This window comes from Emticicia soli, from assembly GCF_037860775.1.
GTDB lineage: Bacteria > Bacteroidota > Bacteroidia > Cytophagales > Spirosomataceae > Emticicia > Emticicia soli.
Genome location: NZ_JBBEWC010000001.1, coordinates 438,094 through 462,062 on the forward strand (window position 1 = coordinate 438,094; position 23,969 = coordinate 462,062).

Below are 23,969 nucleotides of genomic sequence, written 5' to 3' on the forward strand. Positions count from 1 at the left end.
AGTCGGGGCGTTTTGCTATATAAATTGTGATATATTAAGCTTTTTTAGATTTTTTAGTTTCAACAACTGCTGGAGTTGCGGCTAATTTCTCTGCATCTTTTTTCATATCACGTTGCATACCATCTACTACAATTGGCGTAGCTACGAATAGTGAAGAATAAGTACCTACGATTACACCAATGAACATGGCGAATACGAAACCACGGATACTTTCACCACCGAAAATCAATAATACTAAAAGTATCAATAAAGTAGAGAAACCTGTAACGGCGGTTCTACTTAAAGTACTATTTAAGGCATTGTTGATTACAGTTGGAATATCTTCTTTCACATCGCGTTTTTCGGATAAATACTCACGAACACGGTCAAATACTACCACGGTATCGTTCATTGAATAACCCATGATTGTTAGAACTGCACCTACAAAAGCCTGGTCAACATCTAGTGAGAATGGTAAGAAACCACGCAAAATAGAGAATACACCAAGGATAATGAGTACGTCGTGCGACAAGGCTACTAATGCACCATAACCAAAAGCAAGTTTACGGAATCGGATATAGATGTAGGCAAATACTAATATTATCGATAATAGTACTGCTTTTACTGCACCCCAGATAGCATCGTTGGCAATAGTTGGCCCCACTTTAGATGAGCTTACCAGTTTACCTTTGTTGCCATTAACATTTGCTAATGCCTGAGTTACTTTTGTTTGAATATCCTTCTCAACTTCTGTATCAGTATTTTCGATTTGGTAAGGAGTAGTAATTTTAACCTGATCGAAACCACCAAAAGTTTTCACCTCAATTGCTTGTCCTTCGAAAGTTGGTTTTAATGCGCTTTCGATTTCTTCAGTGTTTACTGTTTTCTCAAACTTAGCAATGTAGGTACGGCCACCCAAGAAATCGACACCTAAACCAAAGCCTTTTACTGCAATAGAAATAACCCCTGCAATAATAATAGCACTTGAAATAGTGTAGTAAAGCTTACGTTTAGAAACGAAATCGAACTGAGAATCTTTGAAAAGTTTCTCTGACCATCTTGTAGTAAACGAAATCGTTTTTCCTTTGCCAATGTAATATTCGAACAATAATCTCGAAACAAAAATAGCTGAGAATAATGATGTAAAGATACCAATCAACAATGTAGTTGCAAAACCAAGAATAAGACCAGTACCAAAAGCAAATAATACAATACCGGTAATAAGTGTTGTTACGTTTGAGTCAATGATTGACGACATGGCATTTTTGAAACCATCTCTTACCGCATCTTTAAAAGTTTTACCAAGCGCCAACTCTTCTTTGATACGCTCATAAATAAGTACGTTTGCATCAACTGATACCCCTACCGAAAGAACCATACCCGCAATACCCGGAAGCGTAAGTGTTGCACCAAATGATGCCATTACACCTAATAGTAAGAATAAGTTTACAATTAGGGCTACGTTAGCAATTACACCCGCTTTGTTGTAATAAATTAATACAAAACCTAAGACAACCAATAAACCTATCAATGATGATATAATACCCGCTTGTGCAGCTTCAGAACCTACTGTTGCACCTACGATGTCTTCAGAGATGATGTTTGTTGGTGCTGGTAATTTACCGGCTTTCAATACGTTTGCCAAGTCTTGTGCTTCTTCTATCGAGAAATTACCCGAAATGCTTGAACGACCACCAGAGATTTCGCTATTTACGTTTGGTGCCGAATATACATAGTTATCAAGAATGATAGCAATCGGGCGACCAATGTTTGCACCTGTAAGGGCTTTCCATTTTCTGGCACCTTCTGCATTCATTTGCATTTCAACCGCTGGTTTTCCACGCTCGTCATAATCCTGGTTAGCATTTGTAACCACATCACCTTCGATAGGCGCTTTACCTAAGTCTTTTACAAAATACATATCCACAATCTCTTCGTTCACGTTTGTACCGTTAGGACGTGGTTTAATATCAAACACATAGCTTGAATTAGCAGGGAACAAAGCACGAACATCTGAACGATCCATCACTTCTCTTACCTTGCCAATATCTTTTGTACGAACAGCTACACCATAACCTGTTGGAATGAAAAGGTTACTGAATGCATTGTTTTGGCGTTGTGCCAAAGAAGCTGAATCTTTTTTGGTAGAGTCGCCTTTTGCACCACCGCCTGCAAGCTGTGCACTCAAGCTGTTTTTAGATGTATCTGTGCTTGCTGCTGTAGCAGTTGCAGTAGTATCTTTTTTAGTAGTACCAGTTGTTGCTTTACCTTTTGCATCAATATCCATTTGTAACAAGATACCCGCAAGGCCATCGAACGAAGGCGCAATTTCTTGCATTGTGTACACTTCGCAGAACTCAAGTTTTGCGGCACCTGATAATAATTTACGAACACGGTCTGGGTTATCAACACCCGGTAACTCAACCTGAATACGGTTTGTACCTGATAGTCTTTGTAAGTTAGGGTTAGCTACACCAAATTTATCAACACGTGTCTGGATAATTCTGAAGGCACGGTCAAATGCACCATCTACTTCTTTTTTAATGTAGTTGATTACCTGGCTGTCAGAAGACTCCAAGCTTAAAGTACCACGGTTAGAGCTATTTGAGAATACTCTTGCCAGTTTTGTATCTGAATCAAGTTTTTTGAATTCGTCAGCAAACAAATCAACAAAGTTTGTGTTGTTTGTAAGCGCTCTTTTTTGTGCATTAGCAATAGCCGTAGCAACTTTAGGGTCTCTTGAACCACCAGCCAAAGAACGAACGATTTCGGCAGGAGATACCTCAAGAATTACACTCATACCACCTTGTAGGTCAAGACCTAAACCTAGCTCTTGTCTGGTAAGGTTTTCGGTTGTAGTACCTAAAAACACCGGTTGTTTCCACAAAGAGTCAAGGTATCTTTGTTTTTTTTCTAAATCTACTTTGCCTGTTTTGGCATCAGTAGCAAACGCGATAGCATCGTTTCGGATGTCGTTTGCTTTCCAGGTACGTAATAAAAAGTAAGCACTCAGGCCTAAAAAAGCCACTAAAAGTGCTATAATTCCACCTCTGTTGTTCATTATAGGGAATATTTAAGAAATAAAATTGAATTAATGATTGAGTTCATGAAGGGCTCATGAATAAAAAGAAAGATATACCCTTTTACAGGGGTCAGAAAACTAAGGGGCGTTGGGAGCAATATGGTGCTCGTACAGTTTTTCGAAATAAGATAACCTATAAAGAGGTTTTGTAATGGTTTTAACCGAAGTTTCAACAATTACATAAATAACCTGCGGAAGCGGTAAAAGAATAGCATAATGGCCAAAATCAAAAGCATGGCTAGGCACTACCACCTCTAAAGATACCTCGCTCACAACAGCTTTTTGTTGGGGCTGCTCTTGTTTGTCAGGACTTACTTTTTTAACGGCAACAGGTGCTTCTTCTGAATGCTTGTGGTAAATTTGTTTACCCAAAACACTCGTCAGAACCACCATTATGAACATTAAAAGTCCGAATGAACGTGATATGTAGGAGTTTTTACTCATTTAGGGTTGCAAAGCTACAAGATTTTCTCTGAATAAGTCAAATTTAGAACCAAAATTTTGAAAACCCTAAAACTAAAACGTGCTTTGTTTCAGACGATTATCGCCGAAACAAAGCACGTTTAGGTGTATTTTCCCTAAAAAATTATTTCAATACAACCACACCCGAAGCCTTCATTTTATCAACTTCCTGGCTAGGGAGTGTCCAGTCGTTATTAAATCTTCCGCCGGCTACTACATTGTTGATAGTACCTTTGAACAGTACGAAGTCCTGAAATCTGCCTATAACATTCATTGGGGCAGGTGTATTCTGGCGAGATGCCGCATTCGGATTATCGCTCAGTGTCCACCAAGGTAAGCCCGAATTAACCAGCACATAACGGTTGCCCACAGGAAACACATAAGCAAGACCATAATCATTAACTGAGGCTTTTAATGATACAGGTAACTTATCGCTGTATTTTTCAATCAGGCTATTGGTTTCTTTTGTACCGAATAAAATCAGGTTTGAACTTTCAATGTCGCTCGGGCGTACTTCCTTATCGCTCAACAAACGAGGGAATACCATTACCCGACCAATGAAATCACCTCTGTAAACCGACCATTCCATCGCTTTTTGTGCTTCGGCGCGTCTTTTAGCTAATTCATCAGCCGATGGGCTTCCGCCTGTGCCATATACATATATGTGTCGGTCGGCAATGGCTTCCGACATAGGGCCTTCTGCGCCTGCTTTCTTGGCCGATGTTAAAGTATTTAGGGTATTAACTGCCCAAGCATCACCACTTTGGGTAAGCGTAAGCAAAGTGCCTGCTTCTGCTCTAATCGTTTGCCCGTTAATCACTAGCTCTAATGGCGATTTTGCTTTGAAACTAGGATGATTTGCCAGATTAAGCGTAAAAGTTTTCAAACCTTTTGTGCTAATCTCTACCCGATTTTTTGTGGTAAACTTTGCATCTATCGAAGCCGTTGTGCCCGGTGTAAACTCGTCTAAAGTTACCCAATAAGCCTTGTTATGTTTATATTGGCTAGTAGCAAAACGTACACGCTCCGGGTAAGGGTTACGTTTAAACTTGGCAAACCAATCGAAAATAAACTCGTCTTTATAGGCATTCACCCAACTATCGTGTTTTACTCCCGGATACTCGGTGTATTCTACCTGCGTACCAGCATCTTTCAGGCGTTGTACCCATTTGCGGGTTGAATCTACTTTTACAGCAGGGTCAGCATCGCCCTGAAAGAAATATACCGGATAATTAAGCGCATTAGGCACTAATTCAAGCGTACCGCCCGGAGGAGCAGGACAAACCGGAGCAATAGCAGCCCATATATCAGGGTAGCTCAGGCCAATCCACATCGTTCCGCCGCCACCCATCGATAAACCTGTGAGATACGTGCGGTTTTCATCAATCGAAAAGCGTTTTTTTGCATCGGCAAGCATATCCATTACATCTTTCTCTGCTACCCCTTGGTAGCCCATTGTACCTCGTGCAAAAGCACTTATTACAATATAATCAACATCTTTCCACTCAGGGAAATAACGGCTTGCTTCTACGTCTGACTCTCCTTCGGCGTTGCTTTTACCAAATACACGGCGCAAAGCCAGCCTATGGTTAGACCCCGCACCATGTAACATCACTACAAGCGGGTACTTTTTCTTAGGATTATAGTTTTTAGGCAGATACAAGCCATAAGGCTGCTCTGTGTCATCGACATCAGAATGAAAAGTAAGTACCTGTGGGCCTGAAGCCAGCTTCTGCCCGAAAGACACCGAACAGAATGCTAAAAAGACAAGCCCTAGCACAATAGTTTTGTACTGTTTGATTTTCATAATATTAGTAGGTTAAATAGTTGAAATAGGTTACAAGTTAGCGTTACTTTTAAAATCTATTCCCATTACCTGCATTAATATTTGTGTTGATAAGGCTTTATCGTTTTTAAACACAAAGTACACATCGTGCACACCGCTTGCTGAATTTTTTACCGATGCCTTTGTTGCTCCTCTTCTAAGCATGGCATTTATATCAGGCATTCCCGAGGCTGGCGCAGGAGCAGCCGCTGGTGCAGTAGCCGGTTTTTGTTGAGTACCCGCAGCAGGAGCCGGAGCAGCCGCAGGCGGACGGAACGGAACAGGCTCTTTTACTTCTATCATATCTGTTTTACCTACCAATGGCCCTGTCGGAGAGTCAAGGTGAATCTCTATTACACCACCAGCCGCACCTACACGTGTGGTTGCTTGCACTATAAGGTCTATGTGGCTAATATTAGTCAGGTCTATTTTATCGTAAGCAATGTACCCGTCAGAACCTACCATAAAGAATGATTTTGAAGGTGTCATTACTTTCTGTGTTCCTTTGGCTTTGTTGGCAAGCTCAGGGTCAAGAAATGGGTGTCTTAGTACAATTGTTTCTTCCGAAGCTAAAGCGGGCATCAGTTTAGTTCCTCTATCTTTATAAGAAGCTCTTAACACAAAAGACCCATTTGCTTTTTGACCTTCTGGAACTGTGATTGTATAACTACCTTTTATAGGATACTTTTTAACATCTTTTTTCTCGCCAATGCTTAAAATATATTCAACCATTGATGTAGCATCGGTTTGTGAAAGTTGCGGGTGCGCACTCATGGCGTGTTCGCCCCATACACCCATACCACCATTGATTACTTTTTTGGCCAATTGCTCTACAATACCGGCGTTGCCTTTATACTTATTGGCAATATCGTTGTAGCTTGGGCCAACCGATTTCTTGTCAATTACGTGGCAGGCTTTACAGTCGCTGGCTTCTATTAAACGTTGGCCTGTTGAAGCAAAAGCGGCAGCATCGGCACCTCTGTGGTTTTGTGACACTTCAATTTTATCATAACCAATCGGCATGTAATCTATGTTAACGGCTACTTGCTCTGGTTTGATTTTTCCATTGCTCAGGCTACCGTCTTCTTTGTCTTCTACTTTTACATCATACTCTATTGGCTCATTCGGGAAATAGAATGTTTTGTTTCCTTTCAGAATATCAAATGCTACTACCGGAGGCTCATTACCTACTTTTATATCTAAAGACTTGCTGTTTTTGGCACCTTTGGCATCAGTTACAGTTAGTGTGGCCTTATAAACACCCGGTTTATCGAAACTTACTGTTGGGTTAGCCGTTTTAAAAGTTCTTGTCCCGGCAGTTTTGTTGCTCACTTTCCAGTCATAAGTTAAAGCATCTCCATCAGCATCTGTTGTTCCGGCTGATGAGAAATTTACTTTCAACGGAATCGCTCCACCTGTTTTATCGGCAGCAATCTGTACTTCCGGTTTACGATTACCTGCATTGTATTCAACTTTTACTAAACGGGCATTATCGTTACCTCTAAACCACGCTGTTCCGTATTCTAACACATACAAGTCGCCATCTGGCGCAAAGTCAATATCAATGGCACTACCAAAGTCGGTATTTGGCATAAAACGCTCCATTGATTTATAATTGCCGTTTTCGTCCATTGTTACGCTCATTATCCAACCACGCATAAACTCTACAATCAACCATTTACCTTCATAATAATCAGGGAATGCACGTTTAGCCAGCGGAAAATCAGAACGGTGATATACAGGCCCGCCCGTTGCGCTACGCCCTGAGCTTCCTACTAACGGAAACTCTTCTGAAATAGCATAAGGATACCAGATAAAGGCTTTTTGTGCCGGAGGTAATTCTTTTAAACCTGTGTTGTTAGGAGAATCGTTGATAGGTTTTGCAGGGTCAAATTTCGAATCTGCCTTGATTTTGTTTGTTGTAAAATCCCAATCGGCGTATGCTTTATTATCGCCGATAAAATAAGGCCAGCCAAAGAACCCCGGGCCTTTTGCCTGATTAAATTCATCATAACCACGAGGCCCACGTTCTGAATCTTTTGAGGCATCGGGGCCTACTTCTCCCCAATACAAATAGCCTGTTTTACTATCAATACTTGGTCTCCACGGATTACGGTGACCCATTGTATAAATCTCAGGGCGAGTATTTGGTGTTCCTTCAGGGAAAAGGTTTCCTTTCGGGATAGAATAAGTGCCATTTGCTTCGGGTTTTATTCTCAGTATTTTTCCACGTAAATCGTTCGTATTGGCAGCACCACGTTGGTCGTCCCAAGTACTTTGATTGGCACGCTCATCAATAGGTGCATAGCCATCAGAGTTGCTGTTACTTGTGTTATTACCTACTGTAAGGTACAAGTTTCCTGATTTATCGAAAACCATTCCACCACCTGTATGGCAACACTCTTCTCTTTGCGTAGCTACTTCAAGAAGGATTTTCTTTGAAGACTCTACTAGTTCTTCGCCTTTTAGTTCCCAACGAGCCAATATGTGCTTAGGTTGGTCGGTATCGGCATAGTACATGTAAATCCAGTGATTTTTCTCAAAATCAGGGTCTTGTACCAAGCCCATTAAACCTTCTTCGGCTTCACGCTTTACTCCTTCTCGGTTGGTATATTTGGTATTAACCGGAATCGTCGCTAAAGTTTTTACTTCTTTAGTTGTCGGATTATATTGTTTCAATGCTCCCTTACGCTCTACAAAAAGCACACGGCCATCTTTCAACAAGGCCATTTCCATTGGCTCGTCTAGTTTTTCGGTCAGTACTACTTTGGTGAAACGGTTTTCTTCAGGAGCTTGTGCAAGGCTTTGCAGGGCAACAAAAAGCCCCCCTACAAAGAGCTTAGTAAACTTCTTGTACTTCATCATAGTAAAATAAATTGTTAAACGGGTTTTATTTAGAGTAATTCAATAATTTCAATAACTCATCAATACTCGATTCACTTACCGGAATATCGTGTGTGCCTATCTTGATGCGCTGCCCTCTGATTGATTCTATTTTGTCAAGATTGACTATAAAAGATTTATGTATACGCATAAACTGTTTAGAAGGCAGTTTTTCTTCAATTGCCTTCATGGTCGATTTGGTAAGAATAGGCTTGGCCTGGGTTGTAAGAAAAATTTTGATGTAATCTTTCAGCCCCTCTATATGCGTAATATCTTTAATAGTAATTTTTACTAAAGAGTATTCAACATTGATAAAGAAAAACTCTGGAAACTCTTCAGTCTTAGTTGCCTCTGCAAATGCAACAGGAGTAGCAGACGATGCAACTGCATTGTTTTTATTATGCAGTTCTAAGGCTTTATAGGCTGCTTTTGTAAATCTTTCAAGACTTACAGGTTTCATAAGGTAGTCTACCACATCTAAATCGTAGCTTTCTACAGCATAGTTAGAATAAGCAGTTACAAAAACTACCAATGGTTTTTCTCTTAAACTCTGCAAAAATTTGGTACCTAACATACCCGGCATCTGAATATCCAGAAACATCAAGTCTATTTTTTCTTCCTGCAAAGCCTGCATAGCTTCAAAAGGATTTTTGCAGGTACGAACCAACTCTAAAAATGGTATTTGTTTGATGTTTTCTTCCAAGAGTTTTCTTCCCATACTCTCGTCGTCAACGGCAATACATCTGAGTGTCATGAGCCAATTGTTTTTAATTGTAAAAATAGAGAAACAATAAACCAATTATCCTCTTTCTTAATCTCTAATTTGTGCTTATCGGCATATAAAAGCTCCAAACGTCGTTTTACATTCTTTAAGCCAATCCCTGAGCTGCTGTCTTTGTCTTCGGGCAATTCGGGTGCTATTTTGTTTCTTACTTCGTAATATAACTCTTTGCTATTACACCTTACGAGCACATCAATTATTGGTGTATCTATCATACCTACACCATGTTTAAATGCATTTTCTACAAACGGAATCAATAACATAGGTTCTATAATCTGTGAGCCTATATTACCTTCTACATTCATGTTTATTTCCACATCCTCTTCAAACCTTACTCGCTGTAGCTCAATGTAATTGTTGAGATAATTGATTTCTTTATCTAAAGATACCTGCACGTCGTCGGCTTCGTACAACATATATCTCATTAACTCTGATAGCTGAATTGTAACAGGCTCGGCAGCATTTGATTTGGTACGAATGAGATACACAATGCTATTTAAGACATTAAAAATGAAATGCGGACTTATCTGAGAACGCAAAAAAGATAATTCGGCCTGGAGTTTCTCTTGTTTTTCGTCTCGTTTTATTTTTTCCTGATCAGCCATGTAAATGATCAGACCATAAACAGTACTGGTGGCACTCACAAAAAGGATTGGGAAGATGGTCTTGAAATCGAAAAAATTTACCTCATGGCCGTTCATATCTACTGCATTATCCCATAGCACCAATTTGAAGAAATACTGTACTATTAAACATACAAAACTTAGCACAAGCACCGAAAACACATAAGAGCCAACCCCTTTTTTACGTAAAAAATAAGGCATCAATACTAAGGTATTTACAAAAAACTGAGGAATATGTGTAATCGATAAGGGAACAATGTGTGTTATATACCATCTGTCTCTTTCTGTATCGTTCATATATGCGTTTATAATAGGCCACACAAGCCAAACACCCCAAAATAACACATGAAACAGCAAGCGAAAGAGATATTCTACAGATATTTTTTTATTGAATATAGTCATCAATTGTTTAATTGTTTTGATATTTTTTTGCACTTTTTTAATGTACCTATATGGTGAAGCGTTGTGGGGGAGATAGTACAAAGCGTAAACAAATCTATACTATTAAAATAATTCAATTATAATTAAGCAGACCAAAGCACTAAGTTCGACGACAAAAATCCGTAAAGCGCAATCAAAATACCTTTTCAAGCTGTTTCATCTGGTTTTTCTGCCTACATAAGCACCTTTTTATCTTTCATCTTCAATCTTGTGTATTTCATCTATTCAATAAAAATGTACAAAAAACTCACGTTTATTTTGTGTCGTTAAATCAATGACACCGAAAAGAACAAATTATAAAAAATAAAACAATGAAAACGTTTATCACTATTCTAAGTTTGCTTGCCTTTGTTGGTACTTCTGCATTCGCACAGTTTCCTGGTGGGAGGCCTGGCGGACAAGGCAGGGGCGATGGAAACGGCAGACCTAATAACCAACAACAAACTCCAACATTAAACCTTGAAGGAAATGCGCCAAAAGGTAATTCTAAAATTACAGGTTTTGTGGTTGATGAAGCAGTAACAACTGCAGTAGAGTTTGCCAGCATTGCGCTTCATAATAAAGAAACCAATAAAGTAGTAGACGGCACAATGGCCGACGAAAAAGGGAAGTTCTCTTTGACAAGAGTAGCAGCCGGAGAGTATAAACTAGTGATAACATTTATTGGCTATACCGATAAAACTGTTGACAACATAAAAGTTGAAAAAGGTAAAGACATTGATTTAGGTGTTATTAAATTATCGACAAGCACAAAACAACTAGACGAAGTTACGGTAACTGCCGAGAAATCAATGATTGAAGAGAAAGTTGACCGTCTGGTTTATAATGCCGAGAAAGATATAACTTCAAAAGGTGGCGACGCTGCCGATGTATTGCGTAAAGTACCTTTATTGACAGTTGATTTAGATGGTAACGTTTCGTTGCGTGGTACTTCAAACATCAGGGTTTTAATTAACAACAAACCTTCTACTATTATAGCCAGCAGCATTGCTGATGCCTTGAAAATGATTCCTTCTGATTTAATAAAATCGGTAGAAGTAATTACTTCTCCGTCAGCTAAATACGATGCTGAAGGCTCGGGGGGTATTATTAACATCATTACTAAAAAGAGTACTATTCAGGGTTTAACGCTTAATGTAGATGCTGGTGCTGGTATCCGTGGGTCTAACTTAGGTTTGAATGGCAGTTTCCGTAAAGGTAAGCTAGGCGTATCAATGGGTGGCGGTGGCCGTGCTTTTTATAACAGAGCAGGTACATCTCTCGACCAAAGCACGCTTGTAAATGGTAATACAGTGTTAACCAAACAAACTGCCGATGCATTTGATAACGGGTTATTTGGCCGCTACAATTTAGGATTCGACTATGATATTTCTAAAAATCAGGCACTGACAGCAGGTGTTAATTTTGGTACACGTAACTTTATCAGAACTCAAGACTACACAACCAATCTTTACACAAACAATGTATTAAATTCTATTGCTTATAGAAATGTAGACAGTAAAGATTTATCTAACTCGGTTGATGTTAACCTTGATTATATTCGCACATTTAAGCCTTCGCAAGAATGGTCGGTATCAACACAGTATAGCAAGAGTAATCTTAAAAATAACTTTCTGGCCGATTTATTAGATGATTCGAAATATACAACGAGCCGCCAGAGAAACCTTAACAGTAATGTGAATCAGGAATTTACGGTACAGACCGACTTCCAGACACCAATCAAGACAAATCAGATGTTTGAAGTAGGTGTAAAAGGAATCTTCCGTCAGGTAAATAGTGATTTCAGTTATCTGGTTGCAGGCCCTACTGGTGATTTTGCTTCTGATGTAAGAAACCCTGCAGGTTTGTTAGATTACTCACAAAATATTGCTTCTGGTTATTTGTCTTATACGTACTCTACCAAAAACAAATATACTTTTAAAGTAGGTACTCGTTATGAATATACTACCATTGAAGCCAAGGACCAAGTAAAAAATATTGATATTCCGGCTTATGGAAACCTTGTGCCGAGTGTAAACGTTTCGAAAACTTTTGGTAATACTACGCTGAAAGCAGCCTATAACAAACGTATTCAACGCCCGGGTTTACAACAATTGAATCCGAACTTCAATTTAGCTAACCCTCAGAATATCACGATTGGTAACCCGAGCCTTCGTCCGGAAATAACTGATAACTTTGAGTTAAGCGCAAGTTCAAATATCAAAAAGGTGTATCTGAATGCCTCAGTATTTGGTCGTATGACAAATAACTCAATCCTTCGTTTAAGTGCTCCTTCTGATACCTTGATTGGTGCAATTGTAACAACATTCGAAAACATAGGTACACAACAAATGTTTGGTACTAACGTATTCGGTAATTTCAATATCACGCCAAAATGGTCGGTAAATGGTGGTTTAGATTTGTATTACAACTATTTGGAAGGGCAAATACAAGGTGCTGACGGTAAATCAATGCTGACAAGTAATACGGGTGTGGTAATTGGTGGTCGTCTGCAATCACAAATACAATTGAAAAATGGCTGGGGAATTCAAGCGTTTAGCTTTTTCAGAGGCCGACAAGTACAATTACAAGGTACACAAGGTAGCTTCTATATGTATTCGGTTGGTTTCAGAAAAGACTTCAAAAACAAAAAAGGAAGCCTTGGCTTAGCTACAGAAAACTTCTTGGGTGGAATGGTAATCAGATCGACCTTGCAGTCGCCTCAATTTAACCAAACTAGTATCAACAATGTATATAACCAAAACGTGAAACTGACATTCAGCTACAAAATTGGTAACATGAGAATGGTTGAGCAAAAGAAAACTAAATCGGTGAAGAATGATGATGTGAAGGCTGGAGAAAGCAATATGAACAACTAAGGATTTTCAAAATTAGGTTTTTTATAGTTTTGTTTTAGTAAAGGAGCTATCAATGATTGATAGCTCTCTTTCTTATTTAGCAGGTTTAATACTTTTAATAACCTCTGATTTTTTTATTACTATACTCCAGATAGCAAAGCCCGAATCATCACTAAAACAAAGTTTCCCTATTCCTTTGTCTGCCCCGATAGGAGCTGTATAAACAAAGAGAGATTCATCTAAAGGCTGGATATTGTTGCTCATTGGCAGTTTTCGCATGGCATTATCAGCATAGGCTTCTAATACCTCTTTTTCTTTTGGATACAGGCTATTGTTACTACCAATATCAGGCTGGCCTAACAAGCGAATTGTCAAATCATACTTTTTGGTTAATGAATCTATTACCCGCATATTTTTGAGCTGGCATATTTCTTCGGTACGAGCCTTAGAAACATCTTTCATTTGTTTCTCAAAGTCTTTAGTTAAGGTGCTGGCAATCTGGCTACCCAGAATTTCGACCTGCTCCATAATCTGAGCAGGCGAAACCCTTTTTATCTTATGGCTTTCTACTTCTTCTTTTACTTCGGTGGTATCCAGGCGGTCTACGTTTGTACATCCCATTTGCGCCAGAACAAGGCCAATTATATAAATACTTTTTCTTTTCATGTTTCTTTTAAACAAACTTAGGAGCTATGTTTCCGGCTGTTGATACAAACTCTTTCACTTTTTGCTCGTCTTCTTTGCGGCAAATCATAAGTACATTATCATATTCGGCTACAATGAAGCCGTCTAAGCCATTAACAACTACCAGCCTGTCTTGTGGCGTTTTAATGATACAGTTTCTTGTATCATACAATAAAGTTTGCCCATCAAGCACATTCTGGTTTTCGTCTTTTTCTGATATATCATACAACGACTTCCAAGTTCCTAAATCAGACCAACCTATATCCGAAAGCACCACAAATACATTCTCGGCTTTTTCCATTACACCATTATCTATCGAAATATTTTTGCATTGTGGATATGCCCTTTTCAAGGCATCGGCTTCACGATTTGTATAAAAGTCGCCTTTTATTTCCTCAAAGGCCTCGGCCATTTCCGGTAAGAAGGCCTCAAAGCTTTGTTTGATGGTTTTTACGTTCCAGATAAATATACCTGCGTTCCAAACAAACTCTCCAGTTTCTACAAACTTAATAGCCCACTCTAAATTAGGTTTTTCGGTAAATGTACGTACACGCTTAATATCACCTTCCGACTCCGTAAACTGAATATATCCATAGCCTGTATCAGGGCGGGTTGGTTTAATACCCAAAGTAACAAGCACATCATTTTTGGCTGAAAAATGTAAAGCTATATTCACTCTTGCACGAAACTCGTCTTCTTTCAGAATAATGTGGTCGGCAGGAGCAACTACAACATTGGCATTCGGATTTTTAGAAGCTATTTTATAACAGGCATAGCCAATACATGGAGCCGTATTTCTACGGCTTGGCTCTAGTAATATCTGGTCGTCAGACAGATACGGCAATTGCTCTTTGGTGATATTATAATATTCTTCGCTGGTAACGATATATATATTTTCTTTTGGACAGATACCTTCAAAACGTTCAACAGTTTGTTGTATCATGGTTTTCCCAACACCTAAAACATCATGAAATTGTTTTGGATTGGTACTACGGCTAAAAGGCCAGAATCTGGTTCCAACGCCCCCCGCCATTATAATAACGTAATTATCTTTCATTAATTAATGCTCTAGTGTTAAAATGATAAGCCAGTGGTAATTTATAATTATAAGCTAAGTAAATTCTAATTTAATAGTCAACCTTTAATGCGATTAACACAAAAGTTGTTTTCAGAGTTTCAGGCAATATTGTTAAACATACAAGCCTTATTTATACTAATAGAAGTAAAAAAATAAGTTTTTATTGTTGATGAAAGTATCTTTCTACTCGTAAAGTTACGTTTTCTCTGATATTCATCCAAAATAAGTTTATATCAGCCCGGTGCCATATTTTAGTGCGTAAGAATGCCCGCCCTCTTACATAAGGCTTGTTAATCCATAAAACTCCGTCATGTACCTGTGCGTCGGCAGCTTCTTTCACAAACGTAAATTTTAAGCCCACTCCGCCTTTGTTTTCTGTTTTAGACACAAAATCATTGTTCAGTTTCCATGACAATGGATTGGTACATACTGCGCTATTGAGGCCGTCTTTATAATAGGGTGGCAGGTAATCTCGGGCGAAGGTATTCCACGAAACAAAACCGCCAATTTCTTCGGCCGACTGGCTGGGTTTAATACTATTAAATGTATTGGGTGCTGTGGCAATGCCTATCAGGTAGGCTTCTACCAATTGCTTCTGCAAAGGCTTTTCATCAAAAAACTCCTGAAGCAGGCGCTTGGCTAAAACAGTACCTTGGCTATGAGAGGCAATAATAATAGGCCGCCCCTGATTCCAGTTTTGAAGATAAAACTCAAATGCTCGTTTTACATCAGCATAAGCCAAATCAAGTGCTTGCTTTTTGTCGGTGGCGTTTGGTGTCAGAAAACTATAATAATGCGCCTGTCGGTATCTTGGCGCATATACCTTACAGGCACCATTAAATGCCGTGGCCTGATTGAGTATAGTTGAGTTGTCAACCAACTTATTTAGTTCTTCATCATTCACATCGGCATTCCAAATGTATTTGTTTGTTGGTTTGTAGGTATAAATAGTAGGATGCAAAAAGAAAACATCGGCTTTTGCTTCTTTCTGGCCATCTTTCAGGTTTGATTTCAGTGGAATTTTATCGGCTGCATCCTCTTTATCAGGCAAGGCCGCCCATGTGTCTTTAATGCTGTAGTCAGGTATTGGGGGCACATTTGTAGAGTCAAATCCTGTGCTAAGAATTACGTACTTTTGAGCATATAAATTAGCCTTGAAGAAGCAGAAAAACAAAAATAAATATGAAAAAAAAGCATTTCTCATCTTATATAATTATTTTTTGGTAAAGTTGTAAAATTTTTATAAAATCTAGTAATAGTATGCTTGCATATTACTATTTTCTTTTCTATGTTTGACACAAAATTACGTTTTGTTAACTCACTAACCAAAACCCTCATGTATAAACTTTCCGTAAAAAAAATATTGTTCGGAATCTGCTGCTTACTGCTCACTCAGGTGGCTTTAGCACAAACTAAAGTTTCGGGTACAATAACAGATGCTGTTACAAAAGAACCGCTGATTGGCGTAAGTGTGCAGGTAAAAGGAAAAGTAATAGGTACTATCACTGATGTGAAGGGGAGTTTCTCTTTTAGTACCTCAACACCACCTCCTTTCACCTTGTTAATTACCTCGGTTGGCTATGAAAGTCAGGAAGTAAATGTTTCGGGCGATAACGCCGCTATTAATATTTTATTGAAAGAACAAGCCATTCTTGGCCAGGAAGTAGTAGTAGCTGCATCGCGTGTTGAAGAAACAGTAATGAAATCACCGGTAGCTGTTGAGAAAATGGACATACGTGCCATTCGTGAAGCAGCGGCACCATCATTTTATGATGCCCTTTCAACCATGAAAGGCGTTGACATGACCACTCAGGGTCTATTGTTTAAATCTATCAATATGCGTGGCTTTGGCGCAACCGGAAACCCTCGTACTGTACAAATGATTGACGGTATGGACAACCAGGCTCCTGGCCTTAATTTCCCGGTTGATAACATTGTAGGTATGCCTGAATTAGACGTTGAAAGCGTTGAGGTATTACCAGGTGCAGCATCTGCGTTATATGGCCCGAATGCTATAAATGGTTTGATACTAATGAACAGCAAAAGCCCATTCTTATATCAGGGTCTAAGTGCTACTGCTAAAGGCGGTGTAATGCATGCTTCAAACCGTTCTACTGCCACTACTCCATTTTATGATTTGTCGCTGCGCTATGCGAAAGCTTTTAACGATAAGTTTGCCTTCAAAGTAAACCTTTCTTATATCACAGCAAAAGACTGGGAAGCCAACAACTATACCAACCTTAACTTAGGCGGTGTACAAAACGGTACTCGTGGCGCAGGCGTAAAAACCGACTACGATGGTATGAACATCTATGGTGATGAGATACAAGCAAGTATGGGCACAGTATTAAACGGTTTATTTGCAAATCAAAGCTTAAAAGCTACAGACACTACAGGGCTTAATTTCCCTGTAAACACCAATGTGAGTAGAACAGGTTACAATGAAAGAGACATGGTTGACTATAATACCAAGAGTTTTAAAACCAATGTTGCCCTACACTACCGCATTAACGAAAAAATTGAGGCTATTGCTCAGGTAAACTATGGTTATGGAACTACAGTTTATACAGGGACAGGCCGTTATTCGCTGAGAAATTTCAACCTTACACAAGCTAAATTAGAGTTAAAAGGAGACAACTTTACTCTTAGGGCTTATACAACACAAGAGCGCTCGGGGCAGTCTTATTTTGCTGGTTTAACGGCTGTTGCTATGTTAAATGATTTCAAAAGTAACAATAACTGGTTTGGCCAATATGTAGGAGCTTTTATTGATGCAAAGAAAAACAATCCGTCTGAAGAGCAAGCCCATATAGCAGCCCGTGCATTTGCTGACCAAGGTATGCCTCAACCAGGAACAGCCGCTTATCAGGCATTACTGGATAAATACAGAGAATTGCCAATTGTAGAAGGTGGTGGTGCATTCTTAGATAAAACTAACCTGTACCATGCAGAAGGTGTGTATAACTTCAAAAATCAAATTAAGTTTATAGACCTTTTGGCCGGAGCTAACTACAGACAATATCAATTACGCTCAGACGGAACGCTATTTGCAGATAGAAAAGATGGCAGAAATGGTACTATAAATATTGGAGAATATGGTGCGTTTATACAGGCGGCAAAAAGTTTCTTCAAAGACCACTTCAAGCTATCGGCTTCGGTGAGATATGATAAAAACGAGAACTTCGAAGGGCAGTTTACGCCTCGTGTTTCTGGGGTTGCTACTTTCGGAGATCACAATATCCGCTTATCATACCAATCAGGATTTAGAATTCCGACTACTCAAAACCAATACATTGATCTAAGAACACCTGCGGGTACTTTGGTTGGCGGTTTGCCTGAGTTCAATTCAAGATATAACCTAAGCAATGGTATTTCATTAGCCGTTCTAAACGATTTTCAGGCGAACCCATTAAAATATATTACGCCTGAAATACTACAACAAGCACAGGCTTATGCAACGCAGGCAGTTACGGCACAAGCAACACCAGTTATTAAAGCGGCTGTAGAAGCGGCAATTACTCAACAAGTAACTGCGGCTGTTACTGCGGCAATTACCCAACAAGTAACTGCGGCTGTTACTGCACAAGTAAATGCAGCTGTTACTGCAGGTCAGATTCCTGCTGCTGCTGCTCCCGCTGCTATTGAGGCCGGTGTTGCACAAAACTTACCGGGGGCATTAGCACAAAACTTGCAACCAGGTGTTGACGCAAACTTACCTGCAGCAATGGCGGCTAATTTCCAACCTGCTTTCAACTCTGAACTACAAAAAGTATTGGTTGCCAATGTGCCTGGCGTAACCCAACAAGTTACCCCTGCTTTTGCGCTTGCCAAATTGCCTAAGTATTCAGCAAAAACTCTTCAACCAGAGCGTATCCAATCAATCGAAATTGGTTATAAAGGCTTGATTGCTAAAAAATTATTTGTTGATGCTTATTACTACACAAGCACATACAGAAACTTTATTGGTGGTGTATCGGTAGTTGTGCCAACTGCTCCGGCGGCTCCTGGCTTACCTATCGAATCGGGTGTGTCTAGTGCTTCTACCAGATTAGGTTATTCAAGACCAGCCAATACATCAGAAGAAATAAAAGTAAATGGTTGGGCATTAAGTCTTAATTACTCTTTACAAAAAGGTTTCTTTATTAATGGTAACATTGCAAACAACGAGTTGAAAAGATTCGTACCGAGCGCAGAACAACAATATGCAGGTTTCAATACGCCTGACTACCGTTATAATCTTGGTTTCGGTAAGAGAATCACTAGTGGCAGTAAATTTGGTTTCAATATTAATTTCAGACACCAAAATGCTTTCTTGTGGGAAGCTAGTTTTAACCAACCAACTACTACAGGCTTACAATTCTTTACTAACACTACTGTGCCGGCTATCAACAATATCGATGCACAGGTTAGCATGAAATTGCCAAGCATGAAGTCTATCCTTAAAGTAGGTGGCACAAATATTGGTGGCAAACCATATATGCAAGCATACGGTAGTGCATTTGTAGGCTCTATGTACTACGTATCATTATCGTTTGATGAACTTCTGAATAAATAAGATTTTATTAATTTTCATAATTTTCTTTGGTTTAAGTTAAAAAGGGCTTCCGATTGGAAGCTCTTTTTTTATCTAATTCAACAGAAAATTTGATTTAATTAATAATTTTTCGCATTCTGTTTATAACTTTACAACCGTATTTATTAATTAAACACATTATCATGACTAAGATTAAAGTAGCAAATCCCGTTGTTGAATTAGACGGAGACGAGATGACTAGAATCATCTGGCGTTTTATTAAAGAAAAATTGATTCTACCATATATTGATGTAGATATTAAATATTATGACCTTGGTGTTGAATATCGTGATGAAACCAACGACCAGGTTACCGTTGATGCAGCGAATGCTATTAGAGAATATGGTGTAGGTATTAAATGTGCTACTATCACTCCTGACGAAGCACGTGTTACAGAGTTTAACCTAAAACAAATGTGGAAATCACCAAATGGTACTATCCGTAATATTCTTGATGGTACTGTTTTCCGTGAGCCAATCGTTTGCCAGAATGTGCCTCGTTTAGTTTCAAACTGGACGTCCCCAATCATCGTTGGTCGTCATGCTTTTGGTGATCAATACCGTGCTACCGATTTCGTAGTAGATGGCCCTGGTAAATTAACAATGAAATTTGAAGGCGAAGACGGAACAGTAAAAGAGTTTGACGTTTACAACTTCAAAGGAGGCGGAGTAGCTATGGGTATGTACAACACTGATGAATCGATCCGTGGTTTTGCACACTCTTGTTTCAATGTTGCCCTTAACAAAAAATGGCCTCTATACTTATCTACTAAAAACACCATCTTGAAAAAATATGATGGTCGTTTCAAAGATATTTTTGAAGAAATCTACCAAGCAGACTATAAAGCTAAGTTTGAAGCAGCCGGTATTGTTTACGAACACCGTCTGATTGATGACATGGTAGCTTCTGCCTTGAAATGGAATGGCTCATTTGTATGGGCTTGTAAAAACTACGATGGAGACGTACAGTCTGACTCAGTAGCACAAGGCTTTGGTTCACTTGGTTTGATGACTTCTGTATTGGTTACGCCAGATGGCGAAACTATGGAAGCAGAAGCAGCACACGGAACTGTAACACGTCACTACCGTGACCACCAGGCTGGTAAACCAACTTCTACAAACCCTATTGCTTCTATCTTTGCATGGACTCGTGGATTAGAATTCCGCGGTAAAAAAGATGGCAACCAAGAGCTAATCGATTTCTGCCAGGCTTTAGAGCAAGTTTGTGTTGAAACGGTTGAATCAGGTAAAATGACTAAAGACTTAGCAGTTTGTATTCATGGTAACAAAGTTAGCCACGGCGAACACTACCTATATACAGAAGAGTTTTTGGAAGCATTAGACCAAAACTTGAAAATCAAATTAGGTAAATAAGATTTTTATTAATACGGTGCCCCACTAAACGCCTTGACTCTCGTGGTCAGGGCGTTTTCTTTTTTGCGGCTGTGCGGTATTAAAACACTTTGTGGGCTTATCATGGAATCAATGAAGCAAGATTCGCCACAAAACAGGTTCTCGGCTAAGCAAAATATTAAAAAACAAGGAATCTATTTTTGGTTTATGAAACAACAGAAGAAACTTATTGTTCTATAAGCAGAATTATCATTACATTTAAGTTTATATTCAGCGCAAATCAGACGTTTATCTGATTTTATACTTTACGAAAATGGTGAAACCAACAAGATGGGGTATTATAGGTCTTGGAAAAATTGCAGAGAAATTTGCAAACGACCTGATAAAAGTACCTAATACAAGCTTACATGCTGTTGCATCTACGTCGTCAGAACGGGCTCAGGACTTTGCACAGAAATTCCAGGTGCCTTATCATTACGATTCGTATGAGGCTATTTTTAAAACGCCCGACTTAGATGTTATTTATATAGCTACGCCCCATACTTCACATGCCGAAAATGCTATTCTTTGTCTGAAGAATAAAATGCCTGTGCTTTGTGAAAAGCCTTTTGCTATGAATCTGAAGCAGGTAGAGCAAATGGTAACGATTGCCCGAGAAAACGATACTTTTCTGATGGAAGCCATGTGGACCCGCTTCTTGCCTGTAATTATGAAAACGCAAGAACTGATTGCTGAAGACCGAATAGGGAAAGTAAAGACTATTCATGCTGATTTTGGCTTTGTAGCTCCGTTTACCCCAGAAAGACGAACACTAAATCCTAGTCTTGGAGGCGGTGCTTTACTCGACATCGGGATTTATCCGGCATATTTAAGCCTTTTGTTATTGGGTTATCCGACAGATGTGCATGCTTTGAGCACATTCGGGCAAACAGGTGTAGACGAAACCACAAGTTTTATTTTTAAGTACCCTCAGGCAACAGCTTTAATGAATGCGACATTTGCCTCTCGTACACGAACCGAGGCACTTATCTACGGCGATAAAGGGTACATTCACTTACCTGAACGCTTTCATGAAAGCAAAACCCTGACACTTTTTGAAACAGATAAAGAACCCGTTACTTTTTCGTTTGACAGAGAAACAAGGGGTTATAATTTTGAGATTGAAGAGGTAAACAATTGTTTGCGGAATAATAAAAAAGAAAGTGTAAAAATGCCGCTTTCGATGAGTGTTAAACTCATGAGCTTGTTAGATGAAATACGCCAGAAAGCTGGCATTTTCTACGATGGGATTGACTGATAGAGTTCTGAAAAATATGACATAAATTAATAAACCCTGCCAGCATGCTAGCAGGGTTTATTTTTAAGCAATTAATCAGGCTGATTAGTATTGCTCTATTACTCCGAAGAAAAACGAGCCTTCAATAGCTGCATTTTCATCAGAATCTGAGCCATGAATAGCGTTCTCGCTTAAAGATTTAGCGTATATTTTACGAATAGTTCCTTCTGCTGCATTTTCAGGATTGGTTGCACCTATTAAAGTACGAAAATCGGCTACTGCGTTTTCTTTCTCTAAAATTATCGGAACGATTGGCCCTGACGACATCATTTCACATAATTCAGCATAAAAACCTCTCTCTTTATGTACTTCATAAAACTTACCTGCTAATGCTGGTGTAAGTTGTGTTTTTTTCATCGCCACAATTCTAAATCCGGCAGCTTCAATCATAGCTATAATTCCTCCAATATTGTTATCAGCTACCGCATGAGGTTTAATCATTGTGAAAGTTTTGTTACTTGCCATATCTGTCTTTATTTTTAATTTTTTGCTAAAATACTTATTTTGCTACACTCCACGAACTGTTTATCGATTTTTTACGTATAATGCAGCTACTTCATTAAATAAGCCCACTTGCTTTGCTAAAGTCAAATGGGCTTTGAATATTGGTTATCAACCGCAAATATCAACCGTATCCACCACGGAACTTATAGGTGCTGGCAACTTTATCGATAGCCACAATATAAGCAGCCAGACGCATTGATACTTTATGTTTCTGTGATGTCTCAAATACTTTATCAAAAGCATCTTTCATCATGCGGTCGCAACGGCGGTTGATTCTGTCTAGCGTCCATTTATAACCGATACGGTTTTGTACCCATTCAAAATAAGATACAGTTACCCCACCAGCATTTGCCAGAATATCAGGTACCACCATAATACCCTTCTCGTTGATAATATCATCGGCACTGGCAGAAGTTGGCCCGTTTGCACCTTCAACAATTAGTTTTGCCTGAATTCTGGCTGCGTTTTCATGCGTAATTACGTCTTCTTTCGCTGCCGGAACCAATACATCAACATTCAGTGCCAATAATTCTTCATTACTGATAAGTTCTGCGTCTCCAAAGCCTTCCAAGCTGCCCTTGTTGGCATTTCTGTATGCAATGGCTTTTTCAATATCAATACCCTTTGCATTGTAGTAAGCGCCTGATATATCGCTGATACCACAGATAGTTACGCCTTTTTCTTGCAATAGCTGTGCCGCGTGTGAGCCTACATTACCAAAGCCCTGCACAGCAGCAGTAGTTCTGTAAGGATTCAGGCGTAGCTTCTCCATACCTGTTAATGCCGATACCATTACACCACGGCCGGTTGCTTCTGTGCGGCCTAATGAGCCACCAAGCACCAGCGGTTTTCCGGTTACAACGGCGTTTACTGTCATGCCTTTGGCTTTCGAGTATTCGTCCATCAACCAAGCCATCTCACGAGGGCCCGTACCCATATCTGGTGCCGGAATATCTTTATCCGGCCCAAAAATATCAAGCATTGCTATCGTGTAAGCACGCATTAAACGCTCCATTTCTCCTGCCGACATCTCACGTGGGTTGCAGGTTATTCCGCCTTTAGCTCCACCATAAGGTATATCTACTACCGCACATTTCCAGGTCATCCAGGCAGCTAGTGCACGCACTTCGTCAATATTTACGCCTGGGTCAAAACGAATCCCTCCTTTACTTGGCCCTAAAATAGTTGAGTGAATCACTCTGTAACCTTCAAAGACTTTCACTTGCCCGTTGTCCATGGTAACAGGTAAACCAACAGTTACTTGACGCGCAGGCACTTTCAGGATATAATACATTTCTTCGCTTATTCCTAAAATCTTAACTGCGGCATCAAATCTAGACATCATTGACTCCAAGGGATTTTCAGTATCCTTAATCGGAGCCGGTTCTATGTAATTCATAATAGAAAATTCTATTGTTGATGATTATTTTTGGTGCAAACTTAGAAAAAAGAAAGTATTTCTTAAAATTGTGAAATTTTACAATTATTTAACTTTCTATTAATTTTAGTAACTTATACCTAATACTGAA

15 protein-coding genes are annotated in these 23,969 nt (G+C 39.3%); 4 read left to right on the top strand and 11 right to left on the bottom strand.

Features of this window, described 5'->3' with window-relative positions:
- Positions 1 to 34 precede the first annotated feature (34 nt).
- The 6 genes from secDF to WAE64_RS01900 form a co-directional block, all read right to left on the bottom strand.
- Positions 35 to 3,040 carry a protein translocase subunit SecDF gene (gene secDF, locus WAE64_RS01875; protein WP_340233873.1) on the bottom strand — a complete coding sequence of 1,002 codons (3,006 nt, stop codon included), beginning with the start codon at positions 3,038 to 3,040 and terminating at the stop codon, positions 35 to 37.
- A gap of 99 nt (positions 3,041 to 3,139) precedes the next feature.
- Positions 3,140 to 3,505, bottom strand: a complete 366-nt coding sequence (locus tag WAE64_RS01880) for a hypothetical protein (protein ID WP_340233875.1) — start codon at positions 3,503 to 3,505, stop codon at positions 3,140 to 3,142.
- 142 nt (positions 3,506 to 3,647) lie between these two features.
- On the bottom strand, positions 3,648 to 5,330 hold the full coding sequence (locus tag WAE64_RS01885) for a carboxylesterase family protein (RefSeq protein ID WP_340233877.1): 1,683 nt from the start codon (positions 5,328 to 5,330) through the stop codon (positions 3,648 to 3,650).
- Between the two features lie 30 nt (positions 5,331 to 5,360).
- A complete protein-coding gene (locus WAE64_RS01890; protein ID WP_340233879.1) occupies positions 5,361 to 8,213 on the bottom strand; it encodes a PQQ-dependent sugar dehydrogenase in 2,853 nt (950 codons plus the stop codon).
- 25 nt (positions 8,214 to 8,238) lie between these two features.
- Positions 8,239 to 8,985 carry a LytR/AlgR family response regulator transcription factor gene (locus WAE64_RS01895; protein ID WP_340233881.1) on the bottom strand — a complete coding sequence of 249 codons (747 nt, stop codon included), beginning with the start codon at positions 8,983 to 8,985 and terminating at the stop codon, positions 8,239 to 8,241.
- Positions 8,982 to 9,932 carry a sensor histidine kinase gene (locus WAE64_RS01900; protein ID WP_340233883.1) on the bottom strand — a complete coding sequence of 317 codons (951 nt, stop codon included), beginning with the start codon at positions 9,930 to 9,932 and terminating at the stop codon, positions 8,982 to 8,984. Before WAE64_RS01900 ends, WAE64_RS01895 begins: the two co-directional genes overlap by 4 nt.
- A gap of 455 nt (positions 9,933 to 10,387) precedes the next feature.
- Here WAE64_RS01900 and WAE64_RS01905 point away from each other — a divergent pair, with 455 nt between their 5' ends.
- Positions 10,388 to 12,934: a TonB-dependent receptor gene (locus WAE64_RS01905; protein ID WP_340233885.1), complete on the top strand. Its 2,547-nt coding sequence runs from the start codon at positions 10,388 to 10,390 to the stop codon at positions 12,932 to 12,934.
- Between the two features lie 72 nt (positions 12,935 to 13,006).
- Here WAE64_RS01905 and WAE64_RS01910 read toward each other — a convergent pair whose 3' ends face one another.
- The 3 genes from WAE64_RS01910 to WAE64_RS01920 form a co-directional block, all read right to left on the bottom strand.
- On the bottom strand, positions 13,007 to 13,579 hold the full coding sequence (locus WAE64_RS01910; protein ID WP_340233887.1) for a hypothetical protein: 573 nt from the start codon (positions 13,577 to 13,579) through the stop codon (positions 13,007 to 13,009).
- 7 nt (positions 13,580 to 13,586) lie between these two features.
- Positions 13,587 to 14,654: a mannose-1-phosphate guanylyltransferase gene (locus WAE64_RS01915; RefSeq protein WP_340233889.1), complete on the bottom strand. Its 1,068-nt coding sequence runs from the start codon at positions 14,652 to 14,654 to the stop codon at positions 13,587 to 13,589.
- Positions 14,655 to 14,835: 181 nt separating this feature from the next.
- The gene (locus tag WAE64_RS01920; RefSeq protein WP_340233891.1) at positions 14,836 to 15,879 is read right to left on the bottom strand and encodes a DUF3089 domain-containing protein; all 1,044 of its coding nucleotides are present in this window, start codon (positions 15,877 to 15,879) and stop codon (positions 14,836 to 14,838) included.
- Positions 15,880 to 16,011: 132 nt separating this feature from the next.
- On the opposite strand from WAE64_RS01920, the gene WAE64_RS01925 reads away from it, so the two are divergent.
- The 3 genes from WAE64_RS01925 to WAE64_RS01935 all read left to right on the top strand — a co-directional run bounded on the left by WAE64_RS01925 (position 16,012) and on the right by WAE64_RS01935 (position 21,897).
- Positions 16,012 to 19,230 carry a carboxypeptidase-like regulatory domain-containing protein gene (locus WAE64_RS01925; protein WP_340233893.1) on the top strand — a complete coding sequence of 1,073 codons (3,219 nt, stop codon included), beginning with the start codon at positions 16,012 to 16,014 and terminating at the stop codon, positions 19,228 to 19,230.
- Between the two features lie 161 nt (positions 19,231 to 19,391).
- Complete coding sequence (locus WAE64_RS01930) at positions 19,392 to 20,621, top strand: NADP-dependent isocitrate dehydrogenase (protein WP_340233895.1); 1,230 nt, start codon at positions 19,392 to 19,394, stop codon at positions 20,619 to 20,621.
- A 292-nt stretch (positions 20,622 to 20,913) separates the two neighbouring features.
- Complete coding sequence (locus WAE64_RS01935) at positions 20,914 to 21,897, top strand: Gfo/Idh/MocA family protein (RefSeq protein WP_340233897.1); 984 nt, start codon at positions 20,914 to 20,916, stop codon at positions 21,895 to 21,897.
- Between the two features lie 84 nt (positions 21,898 to 21,981).
- Here the strand turns inward: WAE64_RS01935 and WAE64_RS01940 are convergent, their stop codons facing one another.
- Positions 21,982 to 22,401 (bottom strand): nucleoside-diphosphate kinase, encoded by a 420-nt coding sequence (locus WAE64_RS01940; protein ID WP_340233899.1) that lies wholly within the window; start codon positions 22,399 to 22,401, stop codon positions 21,982 to 21,984.
- Positions 22,402 to 22,561: 160 nt separating this feature from the next.
- Complete coding sequence (locus tag WAE64_RS01945; protein ID WP_340233901.1) at positions 22,562 to 23,839, bottom strand: Glu/Leu/Phe/Val family dehydrogenase; 1,278 nt, start codon at positions 23,837 to 23,839, stop codon at positions 22,562 to 22,564.
- Between the last annotated feature and the right edge of the window lie 130 nt (positions 23,840 to 23,969).

Coding starts and splice junctions, on each gene's coding strand:
- secDF (WP_340233873.1), bottom strand. CDS start 3,040: ATGAACAACAGAGGTGGAATTATAGCACTTTTAGTGGCTTTTTTAGGC.
- WAE64_RS01880 (WP_340233875.1), bottom strand. CDS start 3,505: ATGAGTAAAAACTCCTACATATCACGTTCATTCGGACTTTTAATGTTC.
- WAE64_RS01885 (WP_340233877.1), bottom strand. CDS start 5,330: ATGAAAATCAAACAGTACAAAACTATTGTGCTAGGGCTTGTCTTTTTA.
- WAE64_RS01890 (WP_340233879.1), bottom strand. CDS start 8,213: ATGATGAAGTACAAGAAGTTTACTAAGCTCTTTGTAGGGGGGCTTTTT.
- WAE64_RS01895 (WP_340233881.1), bottom strand. CDS start 8,985: ATGACACTCAGATGTATTGCCGTTGACGACGAGAGTATGGGAAGAAAA.
- WAE64_RS01900 (WP_340233883.1), bottom strand. CDS start 9,932: ATGAACGATACAGAAAGAGACAGATGGTATATAACACACATTGTTCCC.
- WAE64_RS01905 (WP_340233885.1), top strand. CDS start 10,388: ATGAAAACGTTTATCACTATTCTAAGTTTGCTTGCCTTTGTTGGTACT.
- WAE64_RS01910 (WP_340233887.1), bottom strand. CDS start 13,579: ATGAAAAGAAAAAGTATTTATATAATTGGCCTTGTTCTGGCGCAAATG.
- WAE64_RS01915 (WP_340233889.1), bottom strand. CDS start 14,654: ATGAAAGATAATTACGTTATTATAATGGCGGGGGGCGTTGGAACCAGA.
- WAE64_RS01920 (WP_340233891.1), bottom strand. CDS start 15,879: ATGAGAAATGCTTTTTTTTCATATTTATTTTTGTTTTTCTGCTTCTTC.
- WAE64_RS01925 (WP_340233893.1), top strand. CDS start 16,012: ATGTATAAACTTTCCGTAAAAAAAATATTGTTCGGAATCTGCTGCTTA.
- WAE64_RS01930 (WP_340233895.1), top strand. CDS start 19,392: ATGACTAAGATTAAAGTAGCAAATCCCGTTGTTGAATTAGACGGAGAC.
- WAE64_RS01935 (WP_340233897.1), top strand. CDS start 20,914: ATGGTGAAACCAACAAGATGGGGTATTATAGGTCTTGGAAAAATTGCA.
- WAE64_RS01940 (WP_340233899.1), bottom strand. CDS start 22,401: ATGGCAAGTAACAAAACTTTCACAATGATTAAACCTCATGCGGTAGCT.
- WAE64_RS01945 (WP_340233901.1), bottom strand. CDS start 23,839: ATGAATTACATAGAACCGGCTCCGATTAAGGATACTGAAAATCCCTTG.